The sequence below is a fragment of the Mesorhizobium sp. ORM8.1 genome, assembly GCF_053005525.2.
The window spans coordinates 4640288-4656223 of record NZ_CM132600.1; the positions used below are offsets into that span (position 1 = coordinate 4640288).

General features: G+C 63.7%; 16 protein-coding genes, 1 pseudogene and 1 riboswitch. Of the genes and pseudogenes, 9 read left to right on the forward strand and 8 right to left on the reverse strand.

Features of this window, described 5'->3' with window-relative positions; translation table 11 throughout:
• Positions 1–53 precede the first annotated feature (53 nt).
• Positions 54–821, reverse strand: coding sequence for a hydroxyacylglutathione hydrolase (gene gloB / locus ACVDG8_RS23365; RefSeq protein ID WP_447256829.1), 768 nt, complete (start codon positions 819–821; stop codon positions 54–56).
• A 109-nt stretch (positions 822–930) separates the two neighbouring features.
• Between gloB and ACVDG8_RS23370 the strand changes: the two genes are divergently transcribed.
• Positions 931–1707 carry a class I SAM-dependent methyltransferase gene (locus ACVDG8_RS23370; protein ID WP_447257420.1) on the forward strand — a complete coding sequence of 259 codons (777 nt, stop codon included), beginning with the start codon at positions 931–933 and terminating at the stop codon, positions 1705–1707.
• 107 nt (positions 1708–1814) lie between these two features.
• A complete protein-coding gene (locus ACVDG8_RS23375; protein ID WP_447256830.1) occupies positions 1815–3653 on the forward strand; it encodes an ABC transporter ATP-binding protein/permease in 1839 nt (612 codons plus the stop codon).
• 14 nt (positions 3654–3667) lie between these two features.
• On the opposite strand, the gene ACVDG8_RS23380 is transcribed toward ACVDG8_RS23375, so the two are convergent.
• The gene (locus ACVDG8_RS23380) at positions 3668–4597 is read right to left on the reverse strand and encodes a glycosyltransferase family 2 protein (RefSeq protein WP_447256831.1); all 930 of its coding nucleotides are present in this window, start codon (positions 4595–4597) and stop codon (positions 3668–3670) included.
• A 324-nt stretch (positions 4598–4921) separates the two neighbouring features.
• On the opposite strand from ACVDG8_RS23380, the gene ACVDG8_RS23385 reads away from it, so the two are divergent.
• A complete protein-coding gene (locus ACVDG8_RS23385) occupies positions 4922–5242 on the forward strand; it encodes a DUF1330 domain-containing protein (protein WP_447256832.1) in 321 nt (106 codons plus the stop codon).
• A gap of 31 nt (positions 5243–5273) precedes the next feature.
• Here ACVDG8_RS23385 and metW read toward each other — a convergent pair whose 3' ends face one another.
• Positions 5274–5888, reverse strand: coding sequence for a methionine biosynthesis protein MetW (gene metW, locus ACVDG8_RS23390; protein ID WP_371013006.1), 615 nt, complete (start codon positions 5886–5888; stop codon positions 5274–5276).
• A gap of 58 nt (positions 5889–5946) precedes the next feature.
• On the reverse strand, positions 5947–7116 hold the full coding sequence (gene metX / locus ACVDG8_RS23395; protein ID WP_447256833.1) for a homoserine O-acetyltransferase MetX: 1170 nt from the start codon (positions 7114–7116) through the stop codon (positions 5947–5949).
• 93 nt (positions 7117–7209) lie between these two features.
• A riboswitch (SAM riboswitch) is annotated at positions 7210–7287 on the reverse strand.
• A gap of 131 nt (positions 7288–7418) precedes the next feature.
• On the opposite strand from metX, the gene hisC reads away from it, so the two are divergent.
• Entirely contained in the window at positions 7419–8522 is a 1104-nt protein-coding gene (hisC, locus tag ACVDG8_RS23400; RefSeq protein WP_447256834.1) for a histidinol-phosphate transaminase, read from the forward strand.
• Positions 8523–8529: 7 nt separating this feature from the next.
• Positions 8530–9453 (forward strand): annotated as a pseudogene (locus tag ACVDG8_RS23405) (prephenate/arogenate dehydrogenase family protein); the annotation flags it as partial.
• Between the two features lie 3 nt (positions 9454–9456).
• Here the strand turns inward: ACVDG8_RS23405 and ACVDG8_RS23410 are convergent.
• Together ACVDG8_RS23410 and ACVDG8_RS23415 are read right to left on the reverse strand one after the other, a co-directional pair.
• The gene (locus tag ACVDG8_RS23410) at positions 9457–10410 is read right to left on the reverse strand and encodes a sugar kinase (protein ID WP_455707855.1); all 954 of its coding nucleotides are present in this window, start codon (positions 10408–10410) and stop codon (positions 9457–9459) included.
• Positions 10411–10478: 68 nt separating this feature from the next.
• Positions 10479–11477: a DUF2125 domain-containing protein gene (locus tag ACVDG8_RS23415; RefSeq protein ID WP_447256836.1), complete on the reverse strand. Its 999-nt coding sequence runs from the start codon at positions 11475–11477 to the stop codon at positions 10479–10481.
• Positions 11478–11594: 117 nt separating this feature from the next.
• On the opposite strand from ACVDG8_RS23415, the gene ACVDG8_RS23420 reads away from it, so the two are divergent.
• From ACVDG8_RS23420 to ACVDG8_RS23435, 4 genes are all read left to right on the forward strand, one after another.
• Positions 11595–12131 carry a gamma-glutamylcyclotransferase gene (locus ACVDG8_RS23420; RefSeq protein ID WP_447256837.1) on the forward strand — a complete coding sequence of 179 codons (537 nt, stop codon included), beginning with the start codon at positions 11595–11597 and terminating at the stop codon, positions 12129–12131.
• A 33-nt stretch (positions 12132–12164) separates the two neighbouring features.
• Complete coding sequence (locus tag ACVDG8_RS23425; protein WP_447256838.1) at positions 12165–12290, forward strand: hypothetical protein; 126 nt, start codon at positions 12165–12167, stop codon at positions 12288–12290.
• A gap of 63 nt (positions 12291–12353) precedes the next feature.
• Positions 12354–13301: an aldo/keto reductase gene (locus ACVDG8_RS23430; RefSeq protein WP_447256839.1), complete on the forward strand. Its 948-nt coding sequence runs from the start codon at positions 12354–12356 to the stop codon at positions 13299–13301.
• Positions 13302–13438: 137 nt separating this feature from the next.
• Positions 13439–14053, forward strand: a complete 615-nt coding sequence (locus tag ACVDG8_RS23435) for a LysE family translocator (protein ID WP_447256840.1) — start codon at positions 13439–13441, stop codon at positions 14051–14053.
• A gap of 6 nt (positions 14054–14059) precedes the next feature.
• On the opposite strand, the gene ACVDG8_RS23440 is transcribed toward ACVDG8_RS23435, so the two are convergent.
• A complete protein-coding gene (locus tag ACVDG8_RS23440; RefSeq protein WP_447256841.1) occupies positions 14060–14857 on the reverse strand; it encodes a lysophospholipid acyltransferase family protein in 798 nt (265 codons plus the stop codon).
• An 82-nt stretch (positions 14858–14939) separates the two neighbouring features.
• Positions 14940–15842, reverse strand: a complete 903-nt coding sequence (locus ACVDG8_RS23445) for a LysR family transcriptional regulator (protein WP_447256842.1) — start codon at positions 15840–15842, stop codon at positions 14940–14942.
• Positions 15843–15936: the final 94 nt, after the last annotated feature.

A 15936-nucleotide genomic window follows, 5' to 3' on the forward strand; every position in this document is an offset into this window, starting at 1 on the left:
CCTGGATGCATGTCGTTATCCCAAGACCGCTACGCACTTTTGGGCGACAGGCATTAAAAATTATCTTTGCGCTTGCGGATCTCGGCGAACACCTCGGCGTCGGAGGCTTTCTCAAGGCCGAGATGCTTGCGGATCGCCGGGTCGTGCCAGCGCAGGAACGGATTGGTCGACAGTTCCTCGCCGATGGTCGTCGGCAAAGTCGGCTTGTTGTCGGCGCGCAGCGCTTCGATTTTCGCCAGACGTTGCTTCAGCAGCGGGTTGCCCGGGTCGACCGTCACCGCGAAACGGGCATTGGCCAAAGTGTATTCGTGGCCGCAATAAATGACGGTCTCGGCCGGAAGTGCCGCCAGTTTCTTCAAGGAATCGTACATCACCGGCGGTTTGCATTCGAACAGCCGGCCGCAGCCCAGCGCAAACAGCGTGTCGGCGGTGAAGGCCACTTTCGAGGCCGGTAGGTGATAGGAAACATGGCCGGCGGTGTGGCCGGGGGTTTCGATGACCTCGATCTTCTCGTCGCCAAGGCGCACGACCGAACCTTGGCCGACGGTCTCGTCGATGCCGGGAATCTTTGCTTTCTCGGCCTCCGGTCCGATGATGCGCAGCTTGAAGCGTTCCTTCAGCGCCAGATTGGCTTCGACATGGTCGGCATGGTGATGCGTGGTCAGGATCATCGTCGGCGTCCAGCCGGTGCGCTTGATGGCGGCCAGGATCGGCGCTTCTTCCGGCGCGTCGATGATTGCCGTCTGACCGCTTTTGGGGTCGTGCACCAGCACGCCGAAATTGTCGGTGCGGCACATGAATTGCTCGATTTCGACGGACACGGCGTTGCTCCTCTGCTCGCCGCAGACATAGGGCGCTTGGCCGCCGATGTCATCGGCCTTTGTTGAGCCTTTGTTGAACTTCACAGGCATCACAGCTACCGTCCCGCGCATGCATTCGGATATCGTCGATCTGCGCTCCTTCTACTCAACCACGCTCGGGCGTCTGGCCGAGCGCGCGATCAGCATGGCGCTATCCTCGATATGGGCGACCGTCCCCAACGAGCGGCTGGTCGGGCTTGGCTATACGTTGCCGTGGCTTGAGCGGTTCGGCACCGATGCCGAGCGCGTGTTTGCCTTCATGCCGGCGACGCAAGGCGCGGTGGTGTGGCCGGCGACGGGGCCGACAGCGACCGCGCTGGTCTTCGACGAGGAACTGCCGCTGGTCGATTCCTGTATCGACCGCGTGCTGCTCGTGCATTCGCTCGAACACGCGGAAAATCCGCGCGAAACCTTGAACGAAATCTGGCGCGTGCTGTCGCCGGCGGGGCGCGTCGTCATCGTCGTGCCCAACCGGCGCGGCGTCTGGGCGCGTTTTGAGCACACACCGTTCGGCAATGGCCGACCATTCTCGCGCGGCCAGCTCACGGAGTTGCTGCGCGAGGCCAATTTCACGCCTGCCGCCTGGTGCGACGCGCTGTTTTTTCCGCCGTCGCCGCGGCGCTTCATGATGCGGTTCCACAATGTGCTGGAAAAGGCGGGCAGGCGGTTCTGGCCGATCTTTTCCGGCGTCATCGTCGTCGAGGCGCAGAAGCGGCTTTACCAGGGCGTGCCGGTCGCCCAACGCGCCTCGCGCCGCGTCTTCGTGCCGGTCTTCTCGCCGCAGGGCGCAACGCGGCTTGGCCGGCGGGCGACCGCCGCCGCGCCTGGCCGGGTGACGCGTTCGTGATCGCGGCCGCGCCTTGCGCCACGGGCCAATCGTCACCCTATCTCAGGGCAGAGGTCGAAGCGCGGTATCGGCGTTGACGGCCGCTCCCGAAAGCATGGATTTTCTGTATGGTCGATGAAGCAGATCATAAGCCCGGCACTGAGCAGGCCGCCGTCTCGGTCGAGGCCAGCAGCCTGCGTGACCAGGTGGCGACGATCAAGCATGGGCTGGTGGCATCGCCGGTCCGCAAATGGCTGGCCTGGACGTCGATCGGCATTGTCGGCGTCATCGTCGCGACATCGATAGGCCAGGTGCTGCTCAACAGTTGGAACCAACCCTTCTACGATGCGCTGGCGCGCCGCGACATGGCGGCCTTCCTGCACCAGCTCATGGTGTTTGCGATGATCGCCGGCGGGCTGCTGGTGCTCAACATCGGCCAGACTTGGCTCAACCAGATGTTCCGGCTGAAACTGCGCCAAGCGCTGACGCTCGACCTGATCGACCAGTGGATGCGCCCGGCGCGCGCCTTCCGGCTGGCCAACGCCGGGGCTATCGGCGTCAATCCCGACCAGCGCATGCAGCAGGACGCCGCGCATCTGTCCGACCTGTCGACCGACCTTGGCGTCGGCCTGTTGCAGTCGTTCATCCTGCTCGTTTCCTTCGTCGGCGTGCTTTGGCAATTGTCGTCCGGCTTCGTCTTCCACGTCGGCGGCTATTCGCTGGCGATACCGGGCTACATGGTGTGGGCCGCGTTCATCTATGCCGGCATCGCCTCGTGGCTGAGCTGGCTGGTCGGGCGCCCGCTGATCCGGCTCAACAGCGATCGCTACACCCGCGAAGCCGAGCTGCGCTCATCCATGGTGCGCGTCAACGAGAATGTCGATGCGATTGCGCTCTACCATGGCGAAGCCGATGCCAAGCGAGGGCTCGAAATCGACCTTGGCACTGTGCTGGGCGCCATGCGCCGCATCTTCACCGCCCAGATCAACCTGTCCTGGGTGACCGATACCTATGGCTGGATCACTGTCGTGGCGCCGATCCTGGTCGCCTCCCCGGTCTATTTCGCTGGCGACATCAGTTTCGGCGGGCTGATGATGGCGGTCGGCGCCTTCAACCAGGTGCATTCATCCTTGCGCTGGTTCGTCAACAACATCGGCAGCATCGCCGACTGGCGCGCTACGCTGATGCGTGTCGCCGACTTCCGCATCGCGCTCAATGAAACCGATGTGCTGCATGACAAGGAAAAGCGTATCGAATTCGGCGACAACGCCAATGGCAGCCTGACGTTCGAGACGCTCGAAGTGGCCTCGCCGGACGGCTGCACCAAGCTGGCCGAACAGCATGTCGAAATCCGGCCCGGTGAGCGCGTCATGATCACCGGCGAGCCGGGCGCCGGCAAGACGTTGTTCTTTCGCGCCATCGCCGGGCTGTGGCCGTGGGGCAAGGGACGGATCGGCCTGCCGGCGGGCGAAACTCCGATCTTCGTGCCGCGCGTCCCGTATTTCCCGGCGGGAACGTTGCGCGAGGTGCTTCACCCGAATGGAGCCGCGTCTGCGAGCGATGCCGATTTTCTGGCGGTGCTTGCCGAGGTCGGCCTCGAGCGGCTGTCATCGTCGCTCGACCGTCCGGGGCGCTGGGAGCGTGAGCTCAGCGATGACGAACAGCGCTCGGTCGCCTTCGCCCGACTCGCCTTACGCAAGCCGAAATGGGTGATCATCGACGAAGCGCTGGATGCCTTCGACGGCCCATCGCTGCGACGGGTGCTGTCGATGATGGAGAAGCGTCTGCCGGGGACTGCCATCCTCAATATCGGCCGTGGACTGCACAACAACTATTTCTTCCCGCGCTCCCTCACCATCGTCAAGGACAGCAGCGGCTCGCCGCTCAAGCCGATACGGGTCCGAGCGGGCGCGATCGAACCGCCGCCGCACGTGACGCGCCGCAAGAAAGAAGTCGCCAAGGCTTAAAAGCTGGTGCCGGCTCAGGCTGGTCGGGCGCCGTACTTGCCGCGGAATTCGCCATGGCAATCGCGACGCCAGCGGCGGCCGGCGACATAGCCGCGCAGCAATTGCACCACCGAATAGCCGAGCGCTTTGGACGACCGGTTGGCGAGATAGCCAGAAAATGCCTCCGGCAACCTGCCTTTCAGGGCATCGGCGATGATCTGACGCGTGATCATGTAAGGCGGCACATCGGGATAGCGGTCGGCAATATAGGGGTGCTTGTCGATCAGATTGGCATAGGCCTCGACATAGCCGTTGCGGCGACGGGAGATCGAATTCTCGGAATGGTATTTCTTCCAGTCGATATCTTCGGACAGCATGGCGCCGGCGCGCTGGGAAAAACGCAGCAGCAATTCGAGGTCCTGCATACGCGCGACGTCGCTGTCGTAGCCGCCGATCGCGAGCAGCGATTCATGACGCGCCGTGATCGCCGAGCCGGCGATGAACATGGTCTGTGAAACCAAAGCGCGCTGCAGCGTGCCCTTGTCGAGAAAACCCTGGCGATTGATGCATTTGGTGCTGCGGCCGCCCTTCACCGACAGGAAGGAGCTGATCAGCACCTCGAGCGATGGGTTCCGGTCGAACTGCGCCAGCGTCCGCTCCAGCCGGTCCGGCAAATAGACATCGTCCGAGTCGAGGAAGCTCACCACCGGCGCTCGCGCCCGCTCGATGCCGGCATTGCGCGCGGCATTGGCGCCGCGCCATTTGGCACCGACATAGATCAGCCTTGGATCGCGGATTTCGGCCAGCGCGGCGGCCGTGCCGTCGGTCGAGCCGTCGTCAACCACAATGTGCTCAAAGCGGGTAAGTGTCTGGGCAAGAACGCTTTCCACCGCGCGCACAACTTGGCTGCGCCGGTTATGCGTCGGCGTGATGACCGTGATCAGCGGACCCGCTTCGGTCGTCATCTGGCTCCGCCAGGTCCCGGCGCTTTGGACTGCCGGAAGAATCCGCCGTCGCCCGTTTGCATGCTCCGCCCCCCAAATTGTTTGAAGACGCTAACAAAAAGCACATATCACTGTCACGTGGATGTGTCTTGGCGGGAGGCAGTTTTTCTTCGGACGCGCCGTGAAAGCAACACTGTTGGCTGCCGACAACCGCGCTGGCCCCATTTCGTGATCGCAACGGCTTCATCCGGAATGATGACTTCCGAGGTAATCGACTGGAATACTTCAATCCCGGAGTTTGCTCCCATCAAGCCGGAAGTCGGCATGGAATGAAGGAGCAGATTGATGACCGCTTACGCCGTTGCCCATATGCGTCATGTCACGCCTGGCCGCTGGATGATCGAATATCTGGAAAAGATCGATGCCACCCTGGCCCCGTTCGGCGGCCGCTTCATCGTCCATGGCGGCGAGGTCGAGGTCATCGAAAACGACTGGCCCGGACATCTGATCGTCATTGAATTCCCGGACCGTCAGCATGTGCGGGACTGGTACAATTCGCCGGCCTATCGGGCGATCCTCTCGTTGCGCACCGAAAATTCGAACTCCGGTGTGATCGTCGTTGACGGCGTCGAGCATCCGCACAAGGCTACGGATGTGCTTGGCTAGAACTATACGCTTGCGCAATTCGTGCCGCAGGCTAGCGCTTCAGCAGAAAAACCGCTTGCTGCCCGAAAAAGTTCCAGAACCACCACGGCATCGACAAGCCGATCTTCTGGCCGGCGGCGTCGAGCGCGGTCGCCTTCTCGACCGTCGCGCCAAGCTCCTCGCACAGATTGACGAAGTCGCGGATGGTGCAGAAGTGGATGTTGGGGGTGTCGTACCAGGAATAAGGCAGGTCCTTGGTGACCGGCATCCTGCCCTTGACCAGCAGCGAGAAGCGCACCCGCCAGTGGCCGAAATTAGGGAAGGAGACGATGGCGCGGTTGCCGATCCTGAGCAATTCGTCGAGCACGATCTTAGGGTTGCGGGTCGCCTGCATGGTCTGCGACAGCACGACGAAATCAAAACCCTTGTCGGGATAGAATTTCAGGTCCGTGTCGGCGTCGCCCTGGATGACCGAAAGGCCGCGCGCCACGCATTCGTTGACGCCGCGCTGCGACAATTCCAGCCCGCGGCCGTCGACCTGCTTGGTCTCTTGCAGCAGCTCCAGCAGCAGGCCGTCGCCCGAGCCGACGTCGAGGACGCGCGAGTTCGGCGGGATGAGGTCGGTGACGACCTCGAGATCGACGCGCTGGGCGCGGTTGACGCTCATGGCTTCGCCTCCTGCCTGGCGCATGATCCCGGTCCGAAAAGTCTGCAATTTTTCGGGGTCATGCGCGGAGCCCTCTCGCCCGCGCGGCCGAGCCGATAAAACCGTTGATCGCCGCGAACAGCTCCGGCTCGTCGAGCAGGAATGCGTCGTGGCCGCGATCGGTCTCGATCTCGACGAAGGACACCGAGGCGCCGGCGGCGTTGAGCGCATGCACGACCGAGCGGCTTTCCTCGGTCGGGAACAGCCAGTCGCTGGTGAAGGAGACCAGGCAGAAGCGTGTCCTGGTGCCGGCGAAGGCGTCGGCCAGGCGGCCACCATGGTCGGCGGCGAGATCGAAATAGTCCATCGCCCGGGTCAAATAGAGATAGGAATTGGCGTCGAAACGGTCGACGAAGGTCATGCCCTGGTGGCGCAGATAGCTTTCGATCTGGAAATCGGCGTCGAAGCCGAAGGTCAGCGCCTCGCGGTCCTGCAGGTTGCGGCCGAACTTGCGGTGCAAGGCCGCCTCCGAAAGGTAAGTGATGTGGGCGGCCATGCGGGCGACGGCGAGCCCCTTTTCCGGGCGCTTGCCGAAATCGAGATATTTGCCGCCGTGCCAGTCCGGATCCGCCATCACGGCCTGTCGGCCGACTTCATGGAAGGCGATGTTTTGCGAGGAATGGCGCGCACCGGTGGCGATCGGCAGCGCGCAGAAGACGCGTTCGGAATGACTGGCGGCCCATTCCAGCACCTGCATGCCGCCCATGGAGCCGCCGAGCACGCAAAACAGCTTTTCGATGCCGAAATGGTCGACCAGCATCGCCTGCGCACGCACCATGTCGCGGATGGTGATGATCGGCAGCTCCAGCCCGTAAGGCTTGCCGGTCGTCGGGTTGGTCGACGCAGGACCGGTCGACCCGAGACAGCCGCCGATAACGTTGGAGCAGATGACGAAGAAGCGGTTGGTGTCGATGATCTTGCCGGGGCCGATCAGCACTGCCCACCAGCCCGGCTTGCCGGTCACCGGATTGGTGCTGGCGACATGCTGGTCGCCGGTCAGCGCATGGCAGACGAGGATGGCGTTGGAGCGGGCGTCGTTGAGCGTGCCATAGGTCTGATAGGCGATCTGGAAGGGCGACAGCAGCGTGCCGGCGTCGAGCTGCAGCGGCCTGTCGGGGCCGAACTGCAGTAGCGGGCTCGACGGATGGTCGGCCTCGTCATTGGTTCGTGCAGCGCGCTGAGCGGCCATCGCAGTCCTCGATCCAAGCCGCATCGATCTTTACTGATGCGGTGTCCGGGCCGGCGGACAACAAAAAACCGGCCTGCCTTCGCGAAGCCGGTTTACAGGTTGCAAACGGCCCTTTAGCGAATTGTTTAACGTGGCTGCAAGCCGACCGGCCAAATCACCACGGAAGTGTTGCTGCTCTTCTAGAACCAGCGCCGCGCTTCGTCAACGGCAAGGAGCGGCGGCCTAAGCGCCGGCACTCGACATTCCGGGCCATGGCCTGTATTTCCGCTGCGGCCTCAAGACCTTCTCGACGGATTTGTGACATGAAGCAGGATCAGCCACGTCCGACGCCCCGCGCGGGCATCATGGACATCGAGGCCTACGTGCCCGGCAAGAGCACGGCCCCGGCCGGGGTGACGAAAGTCTATAAACTGTCGTCGAACGAGAACCCGCTCGGGCCCTCGCCGAAGGCGATCGAGGCTGCGCGGCAAGTGGCTGCCAAGCTCGACGTCTATCCTGACGGCTCGGCCCGCCGGCTGCGCGAAGCGATCGGCGAGGTGCATGGCCTCAACCCGGCAAACATCATCTGCTCCAACGGCTCCGACGAGATCCTGGGGCTTTTGGCGCAGATCTATCTCGCGCCCGGAGACGAGGCAGTGTTCACCGAACACGCCTTCGGGGTCTACAAGATCTATATCCAGACGGCGGGCGCCAGGCCGGTGGCGGTCAAGGAAACCGAGGAGCGCGCCGATGTCGACGCGATCCTGGCGGCCGTGACGCCGGCGACGCGGATCGTGTTCCTCGCCAATCCCAACAATCCGACCGGCACGTATTTGCCGTTCAGCGAGGTGCGCCGCCTGCATGCCGGCCTGCCGAAGAACGTGCTTCTGGTGCTCGATGCGGCTTACGCCGAATATGTGCGCCGCAACGACTACGAAGCCGGCATCGAGCTCGCCGGAAGCGCCGAGAACGTGGTGATGACGCGCACCTTCTCCAAACTCGGCCTCGGCGGCGCCCGGGTCGGCTGGATGTACGGTCCGGCGCATATCGTCGATGCGATCAACCGGGTGCGCGGCCCGTTCAATGTCAACGCGACGGCCATCGAGGCCGGCATCGCGTCGATCCGTGATCGCGCCCATGTCGAGCGCAGCGTGCTGCACAACGAGAAATGGCTGGCCTGGCTCAGCGAAGCGCTCACCGCTCTCGGCCTCAGGGTGACGCCCAGCGTCGGCAATTTCCTGCTGATCCACTTCCCCGACGACAAGAAGCATTCCGCCGCGGCCGCCGACGACTATCTCAGCCAGCGTGGCTATATCCTGCGCCGCGTCACCGGCTACGGCTTTCCCAACGCGCTGCGCATGAGCGTCGGCACCGAAGAGGCCAATCGCGGCGTCGTCGACGCGCTGGCGATTTTCCTGAAAAGCTAAAAACACAATGGCATCACCGATGTTCGAGAAAATAGCGCTGGTCGGCATCGGCCTGATCGGCTCGTCGCTCGCACGCGTCATCCGCCGCGAGGGGCTCGCCAACCACATCGCCATCGCGACGCGCAGCGCATCGACGCTCAAGCGCGCCGAGGAGCTTGGCCTTGGCGATTCCTACAGCACCGATGCCAAGGAAGCGGTGGGCGACGCGGATCTCATCATCGTCTCGGTTCCGGTCGGGTCATCCGGCGAGGTCGCCGCGGAGATCGCTCCAGTGCTGAAGCAGGGCGCCATCCTCACCGATGTCGGCTCGACCAAGGCCTCCGTGATCGCGCAGATGCAGCCGCATGTGCCCGATGGCGTGCATTTCATCCCCGGACATCCGCTGGCCGGCACGGAAAAATCCGGACCGGACGCCGGCTTTGCCGATCTCTTCGACAACCGCTGGTGCATCTTCACGCCGGTGCCGGGCACCGACCCCGCCGCGCTCGAGAAGCTGTCGGAATTCTGGCGGCGCTGCGGCTCCAACATCGACACGATGGACCCGCAGCATCACGACATGACCTTGGCCATCGTCTCGCACCTGCCGCATATCATCGCCTACAACATCGTCGGCACGGCGGACGACCTGGAGGCGGTGACCAAGAGCGAAGTCATCAAATACTCCGCCTCCGGTTTTCGCGATTTCACCCGACTGGCGGCCTCCGATCCGACCATGTGGCGCGACGTGTGCCTGCACAACAAGGATGCGATCCTGGAGATGCTGGCGCGCTTTTCGGAAGACCTTGCCTCGCTGCAGCGGGCAATCCGCTGGGGCGATGGCGAAAAACTGTTCGACCTGTTCACCCGCACCCGCGCCGTCCGCCGCTCGATCATCGAGGCCGGCCAGGACATCGACGTGCCGGATTTCGGCCGTCAGGCGGTCGAACACCCCGGTTCAAAAGCTAAGCTTTTCTCTCGTCGCTTCCGACGGCGGCCAGTGCGCGGCCATCATCGCCAGCGTCTCGGCCCGATCCGGTGCGCCGAGACGGCCGCCGAAGCGCAGACATTTGAGCGCTGCGGCGGCGCTGGCGAAACGCAGCGCTTCCTCCATAGGCATGGCTTCGGCAAGGCCGACGGCGAAGGCGCCGTGGAAGACGTCACCGGCCGCGAGCGTGTCCACCGCCTTGACTTTCGGCGCCTCGACATGGCCCACGCCGCCACTTTCCCGGTCATGCCACCAGGTCCCGGCGGCGCCACCGGTCACCGCCACGAAGGCGTCGGTGCGCGATGCGAGATCGGCACAAGCGCTTTGCGGATCGAGCGCATTGCCGCAGACGATGCGGGCGGCGGGCTCGGAAGCAACGATGTGCGAGGCCAAGGGCAAAAGCCGCTCCAGCACCTCGACCGGCGCGGTATCGGCGTCGAGGATTGCTGGGCGGCCGGCGTTTCGCGCTGCGGTCAAGGCAAGCGCCGCGGCGCCCGGCCAGCGGACGTCGACCAGCACGGCGTCGAAGCCGGACAGGTCGGCAAGCGGCAGCGTTTCGGGGTCGGCTTGCGCTTTGCTGTCATAGAATGGAACGATGATGCGCTCGCCATGCGCATCGACCAGGATCGCGGCCAGCGCCGAGCGCGCGCCGGCGATGCGGCGGATGAGGCTGCAGTCGATGCCTTCGGCCTGAATGTCGGCGATCAGCTGGTCGCCGATCAGATCGTCGCCGGCGCTTGCCCAGAGCGAGACGTCGGCGCCGAGACGATGCGCGGCGCAGGCGGCGCTCGTCGCCATGCCGGAAGCGATCTGGACACCGTCGCTGGCGATGAACTTGCCCTGATGCGCGGGAAGCGTGTCGACGCGCAGGATCGTGTCGAGGGTGAAGGCACCGACGCTGAGCAGTCTGACCGGCGCGCGCATCATTGCGTTACTGTTCTTAGTCGGCATGGTCTTGCCCGAAAACCGGTTCCCACTTTTCGGGACCATGCCTAGTCGACCGGCTTGATTTTGCCCAGCGGGATGAAGCCCAGCGAAGCCTTGCCCTTGGTTATTTTCAGCGGCAAAGACGGCTCCTTGCCAAGCATGGCAATGGCCGCAAATCCTTGCTCGATTTCGCTCTTGTGCTCCGGCATGGCGCCGCCAAGGATGGCCGCCACCGCCTTTGGGTCCTTGAGCTTGATCGTTAGATTTGCATCGACGAGGCCTTCGGCATCGACGGAGATCGGTCCCGACACGGTGATACGCGCCGTCCCGGACGACAGGTCCAGCTTGGCGATGTCGACGGTCTGACCGCGCAGACTTTTCGGCGCGGCGGCTATCAATTCTACGCCGTTCTTCAGCGTTGCCTCGCCGCTGCCATCGAGCGCCGGCAGCACACGTCCGCCAATGGCATCCGCATTGATCTCCAGATCGCCGAAGCTGCCGACATACTTGATGTCCTGGCCTATCGGCTGCAGCTGGCCGGCGGCCTTGCCAGCGCTGAACAATTGCACAGGGTCGGTTTCGTCTTGCGGATCGGTTTGACCGGAAAGGCCGTCAGCCTGAAGCGAGACGCTGCTCGGCAGCGGCCACCACACTTTGACGTTTGCCTGTAATTGGTCCCAGTCGATGAAAAGCGGCGGCGTGCCGGGCGCCATCGTCCGCAGCGGGCCGCGCAGGTCGGCGACGGGCGACAAGGGCGAGGTGACATCGGCAACGGCGTTGAAGCGGCCGGTGGAAGCGGCGACTTTCCTGCCGTCATCCTCATAGGCGATGTTGTCGCATGAGACGGTAAAGCTCGTCGGATAGCCGCTGACGGTAAGACTGGCGCAACCGGCGACAATGCCTTGCGTCTTCAGTCTTGCTGAAGCCTGGTCGGCCTCGGTCTTGAGCCGGTCGGCCAGGTAGAACCAGCCGCCGCTATAGATGGCGAAGAGCACGATGATAAATGCGGCAAGCCAGAGCAGCCGGCGGCGGCGTTTGGATGGTCGCTCGTCCCTTGACGTCATGCTGCGGCTCTCGTTAACCCCTCATGTGGCGACTTCATTCTCACGCACAACAAGCGGGAACTGAAGAAGCACCTTACCGGCGCTGTCGTCACTCGAAATGCAATCAGGCTTGGCGATATGGGCGATTTTTGGGTTTTTGGCTATGGGTCGCTGATCTGGCGGCCGGGTTTCGCACATATCGAGACGCGGCGCGCCCGGCTCTACGGCTATCGCCGTTCGCTTTGCGTCTATTCCTTCGTGCATCGCGGCACGCGTGAGCGGCCGGGACTGGTGCTCGGCCTCGACCGCGGCGGCTCCTGCATCGGGCTTGCGTATCGCGTGCCCGGCAATTTGCGCGACGAGGTGCTCTCCTACCTGCGCGACCGCGAACTGGTGACCAGCGTCTATCTCGAACGCATGCTCGATGTCCGGCTGGATGGCGGCGCATCGGGAGAAGGCGGTAAGGTCGAGGCGGTCGCCTACATCGTCGACCGCCAGCACGAGCAATATGCCGGCGCGCTCGATCCCGACGAGGCGGCAAAAGTCGTTCGCGGCGCCGTCGGCCAGTCCGGCAACAATGAGGACTATGTCTTGAGCACGCTCGATCATTTGGAGGCGCTCGGCATCCGCGACCATTGGCTGGAGGAGGTCGGCCGACAGGTCGCGCCTTCGTGAGGCGCATTTCCAGCGAAAAGGATTTCGCCTCCAATGCTCTATCTCTTTGTTTTCACGCAACTCCGGGCGCAAGGCTACGGCGAAGCCGCCGAACCTAACCCCTGCGCACTTTTGCTGGAATTGCTCTGGCCCGATCAAAAAGCAAAACCATGCCTTTGACCTTGGCTGGCCGGGACCTAGCTTAGCGGCAACTCAACGCCCCGAGCTCAACGGAGATCAGTCTTGCAAAAACGCCGCCTCGGTCGCACCGACCTTTCCATCGCGCCGCTGGTCCTGGGCGGCAATGTCTTCGGCTGGACCGCCGACGAGAAAACCTCCTTCGACCTGCTCGACCGCTTTGCCGGAGCCGGTTTCAACGCGGTCGACACGGCCGACGCTTATTCGCGCTGGGTTCCCGGCAACAAGGGCGGCGAATCGGAAACCATCATCGGTAACTGGATGAAAAGCCGCGGCAACCGCGATCAAATCGTGGTCATTACGAAAGTCGGCTCCGATATGGGGCAGGGCAAGAAGGACCTCTCCGCGGCCTATATCGAAAAGGCGGTCGAGCAATCGCTGAAGCGGCTGCAGGTCGATGTCATCGACCTCTATCTGTCGCATTGGCCGGATCCGGCCACGCCTTACGAGGAAACGCTCGGCGCCTATCAGCGCCTGCTCGAAAAGGGCAAGATACGCTACTCCGGCTGCTCCAATCTCGATGCCGGCCAATTGCGCGCCGCGCTCGATGTCGGCAGCCTGCGCAGCCTGCCGCGCTACGAAGTGCTGCAGCCCGAATACAATTTGTACGACCGCGCGTCGCTCGATGGCCCGCTGCTCGATCTGTGCAAGGCGGAGGATATCGGCGTCATCACCTATTTCAGCCTGGCCAAGGGTTTTCTGAGCGGCAAGTACCGCAGCAAGGCCGATCTTGGCCAGAGCGCGCGCGGTTCGGACGTAGCCGGCTATCTCAACGAGCGCGGTATGCGCATCCTGTCGGCGCTCGATGCCGTCGCCGAGCGTCATTCGGCCAAGCAGGCGGAAGTGGCGTTGGCCTGGATCATCGCCCGACCGGGCGTGACAGCGCCGATCGCCAGCGCGACGACACCAGAGCAGATGGACAGCTTGATCCGTGCCGCGTCGCTCAAGCTTTCGTCAGACGATATCGGGGCGCTCGACCGGGCCAGCGCCTAAGGCGTGTCGATCTTCGGGTGAGACCGGCCTGACCCGAATCTCAACACGCCTTGCGCGGTAGGTGCGCGCACAATTGTCCAAGACTGCCGTGATGATTGCCCGTAATTCCTGCCATATAGCGGGGGACGGAGTGCGACATGGCGGCAGGGGTATGGTCCGAGGCCTGGCAGCAATTGTTGGCGCTCATCGTGGCGGCGACTGTCGTCATGGGCAGTCCGGGGCCATCGACCATCAGTGTCACCGCCGTCGGAGCGGCATTCGGCCTGCGTTCCTCGCTGGGTTACGCGTCGGGGCTGGTGCTTGGAACGATCGCCGTGCTGCTGGTGGTGGCTGCCGGCATTGTCGGTATGCTTGCCTCGATGCCTGGGATTGCCACGGTGCTGGCGATCCTCTCGGCGGGCTACATCCTTTATCTCGCTTTCAGAATAGCGACTGCGCCGCCGCTGGCCGAAAGCGGAGGGCAAGCAGCACACCCGACCTTTGCCGGCGGCTTCATGCTCGCCGTCGCCAATCCGAAGGCCTATGTGGCGATTGCCGCTGTCTTTGCCGGCGCCTCGTCGCGAGCGGGCGCGCTGGCTGGTTCCGCCAAGCTGCTGGTACTTGCAGCGATGATCGTTGTCATCCATGCGGCATGGCTGCTCGCCGGAACGGGTTTTGCGCGGTTTCTGCGCCATCCCGTGGCGTCGCGGATCATCAATCTGATCTTCGCCGCGACACTGGTGCTGACGACCGCCTGGGCTGCGCTGCCGTAAGAAAGATCAGGCTTCCACAGCTGCTACGCCAAGCTCCGCCAGCCGCTTCGCCGCCGTCGGCGGCATCGGCGGTGGGTTCGGCGCCTGCGCTGCCTCGACGAGCATCTGATCGCAGGCGGCCTCCGTCTCGCCGACCAGCCGCCGCATGAATTCTTCCTTGTCAAGGCCTGGGGGGATCGGCGGCAGGAAGCGGGCCTTGATGGTGCCGGGGTAGCGCAAGAACTTGCGGCGCGGCCAGTAGAGGCCGGCGACATGGGCAACCGGGACCACGGGTACGCCCAATTGCGCATAAATCTCGACGATGCCGTATTTGTAAGATGGCTCCGCGCCTGGCGGGCGGCGGGTACCCTCCGGATAGATGATGAGCTGGCGCGGATTGCGCGCCATCTCCTCCTTGGTGGCATTGACGACGGCTTTCAGTGCTTTCGAGCGGCTGCCGCGATCGACCGGGATCATGCGCATCTTCAAGATGTACCAGCCGAAGAACGGGATCCAGGTCAGCTCGCGCTTGAGGATGTAGAGCGGATCCTCGAGATAGGGATAGAAGGCGATCGCATCCCAGAAGGACTGGTGCTTCGGCGCCAGGATGAAGGAGCCTTCGGGCAGATTCTCGACCCCGGTGATGTCGTTCTTGGTGAACGCCATCTTGTCGTAGAGCCACATCGAGGTGCGCGACCAGAATTTCGGCACGAACCAGGCGCGGTGGCGCGGCGACAGGAAATAGTAGGGCGTCCAGACGATCATCTGGACGATCAGGTTGAGATAGAAGACGAAGTTGAACGCCAGCGAGCGGATAATGAGCATACGGGAAAGGCCCGGTGATGAGGTGTGCGTTGGTTACACCAAGCAGCAGCAAAAGGAAACGGCGGGCAGTCGCAACACGCCGTCAAAGCGATCGCGCCAACCGCTGCTTCAGGCGCGGCGCGGCGAAGTCGAGGAAGGCGCGCAGCTTCACCGGCAGCCGGCCCTGGCCGGCATGCACCAGGCTGACCGGCCAGGGCGGCGGCTCGAACGGCTCGAGCACCACTTGCAGCGCTCCGGCGCGCACGGAGGCATCGGCCTGGTAAGACAACACCCTGGTCAGGCCCAGGCCGGCAATCGCGGCGTCGATCGCCGCTTCGGCCGTGTTGACCTGCAGCCGCGAGCGGACAGGCACCACAATTTCCGACTTGCCCGCGCCGAAGGTCCAGGTGGCCGGAGACGCAAGCCCTTCGAACGTGACGCAGTCGTGGCCGGCAAGGTCCTGCGGCCTTGTCGGCACTCCGCGTCCGGCAAGATAGGTCGGGTTCGCGCAAATGATGCGGCGGATCGAACCGACGCGCATCGCGACCATCGCCGAGTCCGGCAATTCGCCGATGCGCACCGCGAGATCGATATGCTCCTCGACCAGCTGGGTGAGCCGGTCGGACAAGGTCAGGCGGATATCCACCTCGGGATAGGCGGCAAGGAAGTCGGTGACGACAGGCAGAACATGCAGGCGGCCGAAGACGACCGGCGCGGTGACGACCAGTTCGCCGGTGGGGTTCAGATACTCGCCGGCAGCGGCGCGCTCGGCCTCGCCGACATCTTCAAGGATACGGCGGCAGGCGGCGAGATAGGACTGGCCGGCGTCGGTCAGGCTCAGGCGTCGCGTCGAACGGTTGAGCAGGCGCGTCTTCAGATGCTTTTCCAGCTCGGAGAGCCTGCGGCTGACGGTTGCCAGCGGCATGCCGGCGCGTCGCGCCGCGGCCGAAAGGCTGCCGGCCTCCACCGTGGCGACGAACAGGGACATGGCATCAAGGCGATCCATTATTCTTCCGAAATCTGGAAGGATGAATTGCAAATATGCTCTCTACATCCGTTTTCCGGAAGAGGCTATCTGATGTGCGAGCCTGCAAGAGGAA

Coding starts and splice junctions, on each gene's coding strand:
- ACVDG8_RS23385 (WP_447256832.1), top strand. CDS start 4,922: ATGACCGCTTACGCCGTTGCCCATATGCGTCATGTCACGCCTGGCCGC.
- ACVDG8_RS23420 (WP_447256837.1), top strand. CDS start 11,595: ATGGGCGATTTTTGGGTTTTTGGCTATGGGTCGCTGATCTGGCGGCCG.
- ACVDG8_RS23440 (WP_447256841.1), bottom strand. CDS start 14,857: ATGCTCATTATCCGCTCGCTGGCGTTCAACTTCGTCTTCTATCTCAAC.
- ACVDG8_RS23435 (WP_447256840.1), top strand. CDS start 13,439: ATGGCGGCAGGGGTATGGTCCGAGGCCTGGCAGCAATTGTTGGCGCTC.
- ACVDG8_RS23415 (WP_447256836.1), bottom strand. CDS start 11,477: ATGACGTCAAGGGACGAGCGACCATCCAAACGCCGCCGCCGGCTGCTC.
- hisC (WP_447256834.1), top strand. CDS start 7,419: ATGAAGCAGGATCAGCCACGTCCGACGCCCCGCGCGGGCATCATGGAC.
- metW (WP_371013006.1), bottom strand. CDS start 5,888: ATGAGCGTCAACCGCGCCCAGCGCGTCGATCTCGAGGTCGTCACCGAC.
- ACVDG8_RS23410 (WP_455707855.1), bottom strand. CDS start 10,410: ATGCGCGCGCCGGTCAGACTGCTCAGCGTCGGTGCCTTCACCCTCGAC.
- ACVDG8_RS23445 (WP_447256842.1), bottom strand. CDS start 15,842: ATGGATCGCCTTGATGCCATGTCCCTGTTCGTCGCCACGGTGGAGGCC.
- ACVDG8_RS23425 (WP_447256838.1), top strand. CDS start 12,165: ATGCTCTATCTCTTTGTTTTCACGCAACTCCGGGCGCAAGGCTACGGC.
- ACVDG8_RS23375 (WP_447256830.1), top strand. CDS start 1,815: ATGGTCGATGAAGCAGATCATAAGCCCGGCACTGAGCAGGCCGCCGTC.
- ACVDG8_RS23380 (WP_447256831.1), bottom strand. CDS start 4,597: ATGACGACCGAAGCGGGTCCGCTGATCACGGTCATCACGCCGACGCAT.
- metX (WP_447256833.1), bottom strand. CDS start 7,116: ATGGCCGCTCAGCGCGCTGCACGAACCAATGACGAGGCCGACCATCCG.
- ACVDG8_RS23370 (WP_447257420.1), top strand. CDS start 931: ATGCATTCGGATATCGTCGATCTGCGCTCCTTCTACTCAACCACGCTC.